Annotated in this window: 13 protein-coding genes; 12 read left to right on the top strand and 1 reads right to left on the bottom strand. The window is 42.4% G+C overall.

The window, feature by feature from the left end; genetic code table 11:
- Positions 1-71: 71 nt before the first annotated feature.
- Entirely contained in the window at positions 72-1,217 is a 1,146-nt protein-coding gene (locus IHV12_RS09400) for a histidine kinase N-terminal domain-containing protein (protein WP_370568790.1), read from the bottom strand.
- Positions 1,218-1,540: 323 nt separating this feature from the next.
- On the opposite strand from IHV12_RS09400, the gene IHV12_RS09395 reads away from it, so the two are divergent.
- The 12 genes from IHV12_RS09395 to IHV12_RS09340 all read left to right on the top strand — a co-directional run bounded on the left by IHV12_RS09395 (position 1,541) and on the right by IHV12_RS09340 (position 12,815).
- Positions 1,541-2,290, top strand: a complete 750-nt coding sequence (locus IHV12_RS09395; protein WP_197127057.1) for an IclR family transcriptional regulator — start codon at positions 1,541-1,543, stop codon at positions 2,288-2,290.
- Between the two features lie 250 nt (positions 2,291-2,540).
- Entirely contained in the window at positions 2,541-4,028 is a 1,488-nt protein-coding gene (locus IHV12_RS09390) for a 4-hydroxyphenylacetate 3-hydroxylase family protein (protein ID WP_197190691.1), read from the top strand.
- 14 nt (positions 4,029-4,042) lie between these two features.
- Positions 4,043-4,585, top strand: a complete 543-nt coding sequence (nbaC, locus tag IHV12_RS09385) for a 3-hydroxyanthranilate 3,4-dioxygenase (RefSeq protein ID WP_197190690.1) — start codon at positions 4,043-4,045, stop codon at positions 4,583-4,585.
- Entirely contained in the window at positions 4,573-5,619 is a 1,047-nt protein-coding gene (locus tag IHV12_RS09380; protein ID WP_197190900.1) for an amidohydrolase family protein, read from the top strand. The genes nbaC and IHV12_RS09380 overlap by 13 nt, the downstream gene beginning before the upstream one ends.
- A complete protein-coding gene (locus tag IHV12_RS09375) occupies positions 5,591-6,061 on the top strand; it encodes a RidA family protein (RefSeq protein ID WP_197190689.1) in 471 nt (156 codons plus the stop codon). Before IHV12_RS09380 ends, IHV12_RS09375 begins: the two co-directional genes overlap by 29 nt.
- 3 nt (positions 6,062-6,064) lie before the next feature.
- Positions 6,065-7,534, top strand: a complete 1,470-nt coding sequence (locus tag IHV12_RS09370; protein WP_197190688.1) for an aldehyde dehydrogenase — start codon at positions 6,065-6,067, stop codon at positions 7,532-7,534.
- Between the two features lie 446 nt (positions 7,535-7,980).
- Positions 7,981-8,766, top strand: coding sequence for a 2-keto-4-pentenoate hydratase (locus tag IHV12_RS09365; protein ID WP_197190687.1), 786 nt, complete (start codon positions 7,981-7,983; stop codon positions 8,764-8,766).
- A 26-nt stretch (positions 8,767-8,792) separates the two neighbouring features.
- Positions 8,793-9,701 (top strand): acetaldehyde dehydrogenase (acetylating), encoded by a 909-nt coding sequence (locus IHV12_RS09360; protein WP_197190899.1) that lies wholly within the window; start codon positions 8,793-8,795, stop codon positions 9,699-9,701.
- Positions 9,688-10,710, top strand: coding sequence for a 4-hydroxy-2-oxovalerate aldolase (gene dmpG / locus IHV12_RS09355; protein ID WP_197190686.1), 1,023 nt, complete (start codon positions 9,688-9,690; stop codon positions 10,708-10,710). The genes IHV12_RS09360 and dmpG overlap by 14 nt, the downstream gene beginning before the upstream one ends.
- A gap of 3 nt (positions 10,711-10,713) precedes the next feature.
- Entirely contained in the window at positions 10,714-11,514 is an 801-nt protein-coding gene (locus IHV12_RS09350) for a 2-keto-4-pentenoate hydratase (RefSeq protein WP_197190685.1), read from the top strand.
- 10 nt (positions 11,515-11,524) lie between these two features.
- Positions 11,525-11,704 carry a 4-oxalocrotonate tautomerase gene (locus IHV12_RS09345; RefSeq protein ID WP_197127064.1) on the top strand — a complete coding sequence of 60 codons (180 nt, stop codon included), beginning with the start codon at positions 11,525-11,527 and terminating at the stop codon, positions 11,702-11,704.
- Between the two features lie 214 nt (positions 11,705-11,918).
- Positions 11,919-12,815: a manganese catalase family protein gene (locus IHV12_RS09340; protein ID WP_197127065.1), complete on the top strand. Its 897-nt coding sequence runs from the start codon at positions 11,919-11,921 to the stop codon at positions 12,813-12,815.
- The last annotated feature ends 35 nt before the right edge of the window (positions 12,816-12,850 follow it).

The raw sequence follows: 12,850 nt of genomic DNA, 5'->3' as shown, positions 1-12,850 counted from the left end.
CGGTAGTATTTGCTAGTGGAAAATTCTTTTTCTATATTAAAGAGGAACTTGGACGTTTTCCAAGTTCCTTTCTATATTTCTATTTGAGAAGTCTCTTCTTCCTGCATAGTACCTTGAAGAGGAAGTACGATGGTGAAGGTCGTTATGTTATCATCGGATGAACAACTGATGGAACCATTGTGTTTTTCAATAATTTTTTTACACACAAATAGTCCTATACCTGTCCCCAATTCTTTTGTAGTAAAAAAGGGCTCGAAGATTGTACTGATTGTTTCAGGTGGAATAGCTGGGCCATTATTAGAAATGGTGATATGTACGTTATCGTTATTTTCGATCTTGCTAAAGATCATGATTCGGCGATTCTGTTTCATCTGGCGCAACGCATCGATCGAGTTCATGATGAGATTAAGCAAAACTTGTTTCAACTCATCCTTGTGTGCCCGCAAAGTAATCGTAGGATCAACACGCGGAATAACCGTAACATCTGCATCGACTAAACTTGGATACATAAAATCTAAGATATCCGTGAATAAATCTTCTAAAGCAAAATCCTCCGCTTCACGTTCTTGAACCCCTTTTCTAGAGGCATGAAGAAATTGAGAGATTCGAAAGTTTAATTGAGTTAATTCATGACTGATGATATCAATGTATTTCATGTTTGGATTTTCTTGCTGCATGAGTTTTACAAATCCCATAACAGCTGTTAACGGATTTCTGAACTCATGTACAAAGCTAGATGACATCTGCCCCAAAATGGTTAAACGTTCTTTGTGACTTTGATCGATGAATTCTGTTTTTTCCTCAATCTCGATATCTTTCAACTGTGTATACTTCTTAACCGCGTGATATAAAAACTCATCAAAAAGTGAATTGATCGTTTCAATTACAGGCTGAAGCTGTTCAATGGATATGCCAGAGCCCGTCACGAAACGGACGATTTCACTTCGTCCAAGGTTCACATTATAAACAAATTCACCAATATTAATCTTGGCTTCTAACCGTTGAAGCGCTACTTCATGTGCGAGGTGCATAATTTTTTCAGGAGATAGCTCGCCTCGTAAGGATTGTTTAACGAGCTCAACCATATGTAAGGCATTCTCTATCACTTTTTCTTTATGTACATCATGATTCGATATCACGATTCTCTGGTGCCATTCATGTAAGTATGTAGGCAAGTTATCATCCATATAAGTGACTAGACTTTCTGTTATGTCCACCGCTCGCACCTCTTTCACCATTAAAATCATGGAAAGAATAAAGAACTGAATCAGTAATCATTTGATATATAAAAGTATTTATACTACATATAGTAATTGAAATATAGACTAAATGCCATATGCAGTTTACATTTTTTTCATTAAATTATGAAAATTATGTAGGTATTTGGGCAGAGAGCAACGAAATCATTCATAATCTCATAAACTCCTATTGTTTATACATCTTCGTTACAGAAGAAAAACTATCCTTTAAATTTTACGTACTATACGAAATATATTTTAGTGATTTCATCTGTATCAAACTCGTTTGAGGAGGAGAAATTGTGATTTCATCTGTTCAAAAAATTTCAAGGATATTAAATTGTTTCACCAAAGATGAACCCGCGTTAGGAAACTTGCAGATTGCAGAAAAGTTAAACATGAATGCAAGCACAGTACATCACTTAGTTCGTACACTGTGCTCAGAGGGCATATTGATTCAAGACAGCCAGAAAAAATATAGATTAGGATGGAAATTGCTAGAATGGAGCAACCACGTGATGTATCAGCAAGATATCAACACAGAAGCACTTCCACTATGTGAAGGCCTTGTAAGAAGGTTTAATGCGACTGTACATATAGGAATGCTTGATCGTGGAGAAGTCCGCTTTGTTCTCAGAGTAGCTTCTTCAAATTCAGTTTCAGTTCCTACTTTTATAGGTGATACAAAACCTGCCTATTGTACAAGCACAGGTAAAGTATTGCTTGCATTCAATCCTTCCATGATTAAGCCGACCATCTCAAGAGGCTTGCTTCGCCGAGCTCCAAATACGATTACATGTGTTGAAAAATTAAAGAATGAGTTTGAAGTTATTCGTTCAAATGGATATGCCATCAGTAACAATGAAAATGAGATGGGCTTATATGGGATTGCTGCCCCGATTAAGTCTTATACAGGACAAATTATTGCTGCTCTTAACATGGTAGGACCTGTATCCTATATGGTCGGGCAGGATACTCAATCTATGATTCGTCATGTTGTAAAAACAGCAGAGTCTATCTCAAAAGAATTAGGCTATATAAGCGTTCTATAATAATGTTATCCTTCTATCCGCTACACGGTATATAAAATTCTTCCACATTTACTCCAAATGTCTATTCATTCAGCTAATAGCTTCTTCGAACATTGCACCTCAGAGCATATTGAATATTTGATTTTAGTGAGAATAATTAATAAAATTTTCTGACGATTTCATAATGTGAAATTTCGTGGTAGTAAATTGAAAGCGCTTTCTTTTATAGTGGAAACAAATTCACATATCTTTAATAGAGGAGGCAGATTGGATGGGAATTCGAACAGGTGCTCAATATATAGATGGGCTCAAGTCACGTTCACCTGAGATTTGGATGGAAGGCAGGAGAGTTGCAGACATTGTAAACGAACCTGTTTTTAAACAACCGATAGCTGAGATCGCCAAATTGTACGATATGCAACATGATCCAAAATATCAAAATGACATCACTCATATTTGTAAAGAGACAGGAGAACGAGTCAACAATTCATTTCTTCACCCTACAACTTATGAAGAGATGATGGCAAGAAGTCAGCTGTTTGAGATCTATGCAAGGTCCACCTTCGGATTGATGGGGAGAACACCCGATTTTCTTAACGTGGTAGTGACAGGTATGGCCAATAACGGATGGTTCCTCGATCAATATAATCCCGAATGGTCGCTGAATATTAAGAACTACTACAACTACTTGAAGACCAACGATCTGTTTTTAACGCACGCCATCATCAACCCTCAAAATGACCGCAGCAAGAATTCTCATGGACAAAAAGATATGTATACACATTTAGGTGCTGTTGAAGAAACACCTGATGGTTTAATCGTTAGGGGAGCCAAAATGCTCGCTACATTAGCGCCGATTACTGACGAAGTCATCATCTATTCATTCCCAGGATTTGCGCCTGGTGATGAACGTTATGCTCTAGCTTTTGCAGTTCCTGTGGACACGCCTGGACTTAAATTGCTTTGCCGTGAACCTATGCAAGATGGAAAACGTTCGCAGTTCGATCATCCGTTAGCATCCCGTTTTGAAGAGATGGATGCATTGCTTGTCTTTGATGATGTTCTTGTACCGTGGGATCGTGTCTTTCTTTATAACAATGTGGAGGCAGCTAATCTTCTTTATCCTAAGACTGGGATCGCTCAGCAGCCTGCTCATCAGTCTGGTGTAAGAGGATATGTGAAACTAGCATTTGCTACAGAAGTCGCTTGTAAACTAGCAGACTCAATTGGTGTCGATGGATATCTGAATGTACAGAACGACTTGGGTGAACTCGTACAGAACGTGGAAGTAATCCGCTCATTATTGAGAGTAGCTGAATATGAGTATGAAACGACAGCATCTGGTGAAGTGATGCCAAATGCAGCCGCGCTAGAAACAATAAGAGGAATGCTTCCTAAAATGTATCCTAGAGCGATTGAAGTGATTCAGATTATTGGAGCAGGCGGGCTTCTTATGTCACCGACAGGCAACGACTTTAATGCTCCAGAAATTCGAAGTGAGATTGATAAATATTATTTAGGTCGTGAAGGTGTTGATTCATTAGAGCGCGTTAAGCTTTTTAAACTGGCTTGGGATCTCTGTGGAGAAGCATTCGGCCAGCGCCTCGTACAATATGAGCGCTATTATACGGGAGATCCGATCCGTAAGAGAGCGATCTTCTACAACGGATATAAAAGAAACGCAAAATTTTCGATGGTTGAGGATGCTCTCTCAGTCACACATGACCTTGTAGCAGACAAGCCTAAGCTCGCTAAATAAAAGGAGGAACTCAGATGAGTACAACAGCAACTTTAAAATCGTTTAATTTATTAAAATGGATCGACGAAAACAAAGACTTGCTCAAGCCACCTGTAAATAACAAAGTAATCTGGCAGGATTCCGAATTTATCGCCATGATTTTAGGCGGGCCTAATAAGCGACGTGATTTTCATGTTGATCCTTCAGATGAATTTTTTTATCAGATAAAAGGCAGCTGTTATGTAGAAATCATCAATAAACACGGAAAGCGTGAAGTCGTTGAAGTAAAAGAAGGAGACGTATTCATGCTTCCAGCAATGGTTCCGCACTCCCCGCATCGTGTGGCTAATTCGTATGGTCTCGTAATCGAGCGAAAACGTGCACAAGGTGAGCTTGAAGACTTCGTTTGGTTCTGTGATCGCTGTGATTCTGAGATGCATCGCGTGACCGTTCAATTGAGTGATATTGAGAAACAAGTAAAAGAAGCAATCCACAGTTTTAACTCCAATGAACGAGTTCGTCTATGCAAAGACTGCGGTTATCAGATGCCAGAGAACGTGGAGGAATGGAAGTGCTAAGAATTGACTTTCACACACATATCATTCCAGAGTCGTTTCCTGACTTTGCCGAAAAATATGGTGGAGAAAGGTGGCCGGTGTTAAACCGGACTTGTGCTTGCGGCGCAGCCATTATGGTAGGCGGGAAAAATTTTAGAGATGTAACTGACCAAGTATGGGATCCGAAAAAACGAATACAGGACATGGACCGTGAAGGGGTAGACATTCAAGTGCTATCCCCGATCCCTGTTACATTCTCGTACTGGGCTCCACCTGAACAAGCGGAAATGATGGCAAGGATACAGAACGATTTTATTGCCAAAACCGTGAATGAATATCCCGACCGCTTTGCTGGTCTAGGAACGGTTCCAATGCAGAATTCAGAAACGGCGATACGTGAGATGGACCGCTGTATGAATGACCTTGGCCTTCATGGGATCGAAATTGGAACAAATATAAATGGACAGAACCTCGATCATCCTGACTTTATTCCATTTTTTGAGATGGCTGAAAAGTGGGAAGTGCCGCTTTTTATTCATCCGTGGGAAACGCTAGGGAAAGAGCGTATGCCAAACCATAACTTTATGTATACGATCGGGATGCCGAGTGAAACGGCATTAGCCGCAGCTTCATTAATTTGGAGTGGGATGATGGAGAAGTTTCCAAGGCTTAAGATCTGTTTTGCTCATGGAGGAGGTTCGTTTCCTTACTTGATTCCGCGTCTTGATCAAGGATGGCAGGTGTGGCCGCATCTTCGCCTGACAACACATCCCCCAAGTCATTATGCAAAGCAGTTTTATTTTGATTCATTAAATTACGATCCGATGAACATCCGCTATATGATGGAGCGATTCGGTTCAGATAAGATCTTTATGGGTTCAGATTATCCGTTTCTGCTACGTGAAGTGAATCCCGGAAAAGTCCTGGATGAAACGCTTGAGCTGACGGATGAACAGCGTAAAGCGATGTTTGGCGGAAACGCTGCTGAATTTTTAAGTCTTGGTAAAAGAAAGCGGGGTGCAGTCGTTGCAAGTCATTCAAACACCGGAGGATAAACTTGAAGCGTTAGGAATCGTGCTGCCAGAAGTCCGCAGAGCTGTAGGGAACTATGTCGGCTGTGTAAGAGTGGGTAATCTTCTATTTACAGCCGGACAAGGTGTCGATCAATACCACGGCAAACTAGGAAGAGACTTATCCTTAGAAGACGGGTATGCCGCTTCTCGCCAATCCATGCTGAATTTGCTGGCAGTCGTTCAGAACGAGCTTGGCAGTTTAAATAAAGTAAAACGCATTGTAAAACTTCTTGGATTCGTGAATTGCACGGAGGATTTTATCGATCAGCCAAAAGTAATTAACGGTGCGTCAGATCTTCTTGTTGATGTTTTTGGCGAGAAAGGAAAGCATGCCCGATCAGCAGTTGGCATGGCCCAGTTGCCAGGCGGAACGGCGATCGAAATTGAAATGATTGTTGAAGTGGAAGAAGAGAAGGGGGACTAACAAATGAAAACAGAAACCCTCGCGCAACATGTAAAAGTGAATAACGCAAAATTGTTCATTGATGGAGAATATGTCGATGCACTTTCGGGTGAAACCTTTGAATCCATCAACCCAGCAACAAATGAAAGGTTAGCGCTTGTTGCAAACGGTAGTGAACAAGATGCGAAACGAGCGATTCAATCTGCCAAAAGTGCCTATGATAGCGGCGTCTGGAGCAAGATGCCTGTAGAAGAACGATCCGAAATTTTATGTAAAATGTCAGACCTTATTATGGAAAACGTGGATGAACTTGCGATGGTAGAGACACTCGACGTAGGAAAACCGATCAAAGAGAGCCGTGGGTTTGATATTCCTCGCGCTGCCTCCAATTTCCGTTTTTTTGCTGAGATGTCCAAGTACATGGTGAGTGAGCATTATGACAAACACAATATCATGTCGTATGCCAAATACAGTCCAGCTGGGGTTACAAGTCTGATCATCCCTTGGAATCTGCCATTCATGCAGATGACATGGAAAGCTTCCGCAGCACTAGCGGCTGGAAACACGGTTGTCGTTAAGCCCGCATCTTACACACCGCTTTCTGCTGTTATGTTTGGGGACATCGCTAATAAAGCAGGACTTCCGCCAGGTGTACTAAACATTATCACTGGACCAGGAAGCACGATGGGAGCTGCGATGACGACTGACCCTAACGTCCGCCGCATCTCGTTTGTGGGTGAATCGAACACTGGAAAAACGATTATGAAAAACGCTGCTGAAAATTTGATTCCAGTTTCTCTGGAATTAGGAGGAAAGTCAGCAAACATCGTTTTTGAAGATGCGGATCTGGATGAAGCAGTTAAAGGATCGATTGATGCGATCTATCGAAATCAAGGGGAAATCTGCCTGGCTGGATCACGTATGCTTTTACAAGAAAGCATCTATGATCAGTTTATGGACAAGTTTGTGGATGCTGTAAAAAACATTAAAGTAGGCGACCCGACACAGGAAGATACGGACATGGGTGCACTCGTGTCAAAATGTCACTTAGAGACCGTAGAAAAGTATGTGGACATTGGTATTAAAGAAGGTGCCAAACTCGCTTATGGGGGTAAACGGGTTGAGGGTCTTGGAAACGGAAACTTCTATGAACCTACCGTTTTATATGATGTGAACAACAAATGGCGTGTGGCGCAAGAAGAGATTTTCGGGCCGGTGCTTGTGGTCATACCGTTTAAAACAGAAGAAGAGGCGATAGCTATTGCAAATGATTCACAGTACGGGTTGGCGGGAGTCGTTTGGACGAATGATTTGCGCCGCGCTCAACGTGTTTCCACTGCAGTAGATTCTGGCCTGCTTTGGATCAACTGCTGGTACATACGAGATCTGCGTACGCCGTTTGGTGGTTCGAAGGCAAGCGGAATCGGGCGTGAAGGCGGGAGACACAGCTTTGAGTTTTATTCAGAGGCTAAGACGATAACGATGAAGTTATAGAAGGTGGTTTACTCTCCAGATGTTTTTGAAAGTAGTTGATTTCCGCTCCAGGCTGCTCGCTTTCCGCGGGGCAGGCGGTGAGCCACATTTGTACGTTTCACTCTTAAGTGTCTCACCTGCCCGCCTGTCCCGCAGGAGTCTCGCACCTTGCGCTTCAATCAACTTGCAAATGATGAGAGAAAAAACAAAAGCAACAATCCTATAGAAAGCAATGGTGTTCCTTCGTCTACAAGCAATTACTTTCGAAAGTGACTTTTCGTCGCATGTCTTGAAAAGAGGATTCAAACGGTTAGCACCCACCCAATTACCTTCAACGTGTTTTTAAAGCACACTTTGAAAGTTACGATTGTGCCATGTGTAAAATTGTATGTATACAGCTTTTAGTTAAACGTGATTGGACTCCAGTCGCGTTTTGCTCTTTGAAAAAAAGAAAGGAGGAAGTAAAGATGCAAAAGCAAGTGATTTCAAGAATAACGGAAGAACTTTTAGAAGCAGAAGAGAAGCTAAGTCCGGTAGAGCCATTATCCAAACGTTTCCCAGAATTGTCGATAAAGGATTCATATGAAATTCAGCTTGAGTGGGTTGAGAGAAAGCTTGAAGAAGGTCGTGTGGTAATCGGGAAAAAAGTTGGCCTCACGAGTAAAGCGATGCAAAATATGCTTGGGGTTGATGAGCCTGATTACGGTCATCTGCTAGATCATATGAAGGTTGACTCTGGCAGTGTGCTCAGCAGAAAAGATTTTATTAAACCGAAAGCAGAAGCGGAAATCGGCTTTATTTTAAAAGAAGACTTACGGGGGCCGAATGTGACATACGTGGATGTACTGATGGCAACAGAAGCGATTGTGCCGGCACTTGAAATTATCGATAGCAGAATAGAAGATTGGAAGATTCAGCTTGTGGATACTGTCGCTGACAACGGTTCATCGGCTAGAGCAGTTGTAGGGAAACCATTTTACGAGATGGACCAAATTGATCTGCGTACACTGAGCATGACACTTTTAAAGAATGGTGAAGTGACGGCGACTGGAGCCGGAGCTGCGGCTCTTGGGCATCCAGCACATGCCATCGCATGGCTCGCTAATAAACTAGCAGACTACAACATTTCATTAAAAGCGGGAGAGTTAATTCTGCCAGGTGCACTGTCTGCTGCGATAGACATAGATTCAGGCGATGAAGTGACTGCCTCTTTTGGAAAACTAGGTTCAGTAACCATCACATTTCGGGATTAAAAACTGTGCAGAAAGGACCTAATACATTGAAAAAGATGAAAGCAGCCATAATTGGTTCTGGGAATATTGGTACGGATCTGATGTACAAGCTTCAAAAAAGTGACTATTTAGAACTAACGGCAATGTTTGGAATCGATCCAGATTCTGACGGACTAAGACGAGCGAACTCTGCAGGGTACAGAGTATTTACGAACGGAATTAATGACTTTGTTGAACGTCCAGAGTTAGCTGATATTGTTTTTGATGCGACTTCAGCTAAAGCTCACTTACGGCATGCTGAGATTTTAAAAGAAATGGGAAAAACAGTGATCGATCTGACGCCTGCTGCCGTTGGACCTTTCGTGTGTCCGCCGGTTAATTCAGGTGAACATATGCAATCTCAGAACATCAATATGATTACTTGTGGCGGGCAAGCTACCATCCCGATGATTCACGCAATAAATGAAGCTGCTGACGTTTCATATGGTGAGATTGTAGCAACGATTTCATCCTTAAGCGCAGGTCCAGGTACGCGTGCAAATATTGATGAATTTACAATCACAACACGGCGTGGCATCGAGGAAGTTGGTGGAGCGGATATCGGAAAAGCCATTATTATCTTAAATCCGGCTGATCCTCCGATTTTAATGAGAGCGACGATTTATTGCGAAGTAAAGCTTGTTGATGTTGAGAAAATTAGAACGGCTATTTTAGATATGGAGAAAAAGGTACAGAGCTATGTTCCTGGATACAGATTAAAACAGGAGCTGCTATTTGATGGGAATCGCATCACTATTTTTGTTGAAGTAGAGGGAGCTGGCAACTATTTTCCGAAGTATGCCGGTAATCTTGATATTATGACTGCAGCCGCTAAACAAGCTGGAGAAATGGTTGCTAAACATCACTTAGGGCAAGGGAAACTGGATAAGGCGGTGACAGCATATGAAACGAAATAGCACGTTGCCGCTAAAGTTTACAGAAGTCTGTCTTCGTGATGGCAGTCATGTGATGGCTCATCAGTTCACAGAAAAGCAAGTGTATGATGCAGCAAAAGCACTTGATGAAGCAGGTATGCATTACATTGAAGTCAGTCACGGTGATGGTTTGGGAGGCTCTACGCTTCAGTATGGAAGATCGCTTGTAGATGAGATGAAGTTGATTGAAACAGCTGCGGGTGTGTGTAAGCAGGCGAAAGTTGCTGTTCTTTTGCTGCCTGGTATTGGAACGGTTCATGAGCTTAAGCAAGCGGGAAGATTAGGAGCGAGTCTTGTTCGTGTGGCAACACATGTGACAGAAGCTGATGTATCCGCTCAACATATCTATATGGCACGTGAACTTGGTATGGAAGTGATGGGGTTTTTGATGATGGCTCATTCTGCGCCTGTTGAAAAGCTTGTCGAACAAGCAAAGTTGATGGAGTCTTATGGAGCACAAGGTGTGTATGTAACGGATTCCGCGGGAGCATTATTGCCGAACGAAGTAAAAGAACGAATTGCAGCTTTGCGGGGATCACTTGATATTGAAGTCGGATTTCATGCACATAACAATCTATCGGTAGCTGTTGCTAATACACTTGTTGCGATTGAAGAAGGAGCGACACGCATCGATGGAAGTGTGCGTTGTTTAGGTGCAGGAGCAGGAAATACGCAAACAGAGGTATTGCTTGCTGTACTTGAGCGCATGGGAATACACACAGGTATTGATCTCTACAAAATGATGGACCTAGCAGAAGATGTGATCGGACCGATGCTGCCGGGTGCACAGGAAATTCGAAAAGGAAGTTTAGCCATGGGGTATGCAGGTGTTTATTCAAGCTTTCTTTTGCATGCAGAACGTGCGGGTAAACGCTTTGGTGTGGATTCAAGAGATATTTTAATAGAATTAGGTAAACGAAAAGCGGTAGGTGGACAAGAGGATCTTATCCTAGAAGTGGCAGCTGACCTAAAAGCCAAACTGGAGGTGTAGAAGATGACGGTTACGAATAAGGTTAACGTGGAATGGGTTGATTATCTTTTAAGAGCGGAAAGTGATGTTACAGAAGTGGTCAAGATAACAGACCGATATCCTGAGCTTTCTTTAGAAGAAGCGTACGATATGCAAAAAAAACTGATCGAAAGACGCATGGAGAAGACACAAACAAAGCGTATAGGAGTTAAGCTAGGACTAACGAGTAAAGCGAAACAAGAGATGATGGGCGTTCATGAAGCGATTTACGGTTATCTTTTGAGTGATATGCTCGCATTCGAGTGGGAACCCTTACAGCAACACCGTCTCATCCATCCAAAAGCTGAACCAGAGATCGCTTTTATTATGGGTGAGGATTTGATGGGAAAAGATGTGACAGCATCAGATGTCATGAGGGCGGCAAAGTATGTGGTAGCTGCAATCGAAGTAATCGACAGCCGTTACAAGGACTTTCGTTTTACACTTCCTGATGTTGTGGCAGACAATTGCTCATCCGCCAAATTGATTTTAGGAAGCAAGATGGTTCGGCCAGAAGAACTTGATATGGCGAATATCGGAATGGTGATGAGTAAGAATGGAGAGATTATGACAACCGGTGCGGGATCTGCAGTTCTTGGTCATCCAGCAGAAGCGGTAGCTTGGGCTGTTCAAAAGCTAGCCGAGCGTGGTGAAGGTTTAGTAAAAGGAGATATCGTTTTGAGCGGGGCATTATCTGAAGCGATTGCTTTTGATATGGATGATACGATTGTTGCACAGTTTGATTGTCTAGGATCTGTAACACTATCTTCGAGATATGTGAAATAGGTGAAGAGTTATGCCAATCATTCAAGTGCATGTAATAGAAGGACGAACAGATGAACAGTTGAGCACCTTGATGGAACGATTAACAGTGGCAGCTGCTGAATCATTGGATGTAAAAAAAGAACAAGTCCGCGTGCTGATCCAAGAGGTCCCAAATAAGCATTGGGGAGTTGGCGGAAAACCGAAGTTTTAAGAACGGGAGTTGAGACCCTTTGCTAAGCAAAGGGTTTTTCTTTTAGGGATACAAGTGGTTTGTGAGCGATTCTTGAGATTTATGATCGATTCCGGAGTTGGTGCTCGTATCTTGTCCCTTTCCTTCATCTCATCGATATTCAAAATTAACCAGCATAGTACAATCTTGACATCACATACCCTTAAACGACATGCAATCGTGAGGAGGGAGCACTATGTTTAAACGCTATAACCGGCTGGCGATCGAACTACCAACACCTACGAATCCTGATGCGAATGCGGCCGCTGCGGTTCAAGAATTGCTAGGCGGTCGTTTTGGTGAGATGTCGACACTTAATAATTATATGTATCAATCTTTTAACTTTAGAAAAAGAGGGAAATTAAAACCGTTCTTTGATCTCGTCTCAAGTATTACTGCAGAAGAATTTGGGCACGTTGAGCTTGTTTCACATACCATTAATATGATGATCTATGGCACGACACATCCAGGTGATGTCAATGATGCGCCAATGGCAGCTGCTACTGACAAGAGGAACACACAGCATTTTATTGGGACCGCACAAACATCCTTCCCTTTTGATTCGATGGGGAAAGCTTGGAACGGTGATTATGTGTTCAGCAGCGGAAACTTACTCCTTGATCTCCTGCACAACTTTTTCTTAGAGTGTGGAGCCAGAACACATAAGATGAGAGTTTATGAGATGACGAGTAACCCTGTTGCTCGAGAGATGATCGGCTATCTTCTTGTACGCGGTGGTGTGCATGTTTTGGCATATGCAAAAGCGATCGAGATGGTTACAGGCGTCGACATTAAGAAGATGCTGCCAGTTCCTGATCTAGAGAACTCAGCTTTTGAAACGACACGAAAGTTTGAAGCAGAAGGCGTACACCGAAAATTATATACGTTCAGTGATACCGATTATCGAGATATTGCTTTAATCTGGGCTGGTCAGCATCCGCTAGGAGGACCACTTGAGACGGTAATCGGTGCTCCAGAAGGTGCCCCAATGCCTGAATTGCGCTCCATCTCAGAAGAGTTTGCTCCAGGCATCTCTCATGAAGATTTTATGCAGATTGCTGAAAGACTGAAGAAGAATGCAGGAATAAGTTGATCGACCGGCGTACAATACGTCGGTTTTTTTTATGG

This window comes from Fictibacillus sp. 7GRE50 (assembly GCF_015903875.1).
Lineage (GTDB): Bacteria > Bacillota > Bacilli > Bacillales > Fictibacillaceae > Fictibacillus > Fictibacillus phosphorivorans.
This window is presented reverse-complemented; position numbering and strand designations above follow the sequence as displayed.

Bases quoted from the DNA above. Each gene is read 5' to 3' on its own strand.
- IHV12_RS09365 (WP_197190687.1), top strand. From the start codon at position 7,981: ATGCAAAAGCAAGTGATTTCAAGAATAACGGAAGAACTTTTAGAAGCA.
- IHV12_RS09340 (WP_197127065.1), top strand. From the start codon at position 11,919: ATGTTTAAACGCTATAACCGGCTGGCGATCGAACTACCAACACCTACG.
- IHV12_RS09380 (WP_197190900.1), top strand. From the start codon at position 4,573: ATGGAAGTGCTAAGAATTGACTTTCACACACATATCATTCCAGAGTCG.
- IHV12_RS09350 (WP_197190685.1), top strand. From the start codon at position 10,714: ATGACGGTTACGAATAAGGTTAACGTGGAATGGGTTGATTATCTTTTA.
- IHV12_RS09390 (WP_197190691.1), top strand. From the start codon at position 2,541: ATGGGAATTCGAACAGGTGCTCAATATATAGATGGGCTCAAGTCACGT.
- IHV12_RS09370 (WP_197190688.1), top strand. From the start codon at position 6,065: ATGAAAACAGAAACCCTCGCGCAACATGTAAAAGTGAATAACGCAAAA.
- nbaC (WP_197190690.1), top strand. From the start codon at position 4,043: ATGAGTACAACAGCAACTTTAAAATCGTTTAATTTATTAAAATGGATC.
- IHV12_RS09345 (WP_197127064.1), top strand. From the start codon at position 11,525: ATGCCAATCATTCAAGTGCATGTAATAGAAGGACGAACAGATGAACAG.
- dmpG (WP_197190686.1), top strand. From the start codon at position 9,688: ATGAAACGAAATAGCACGTTGCCGCTAAAGTTTACAGAAGTCTGTCTT.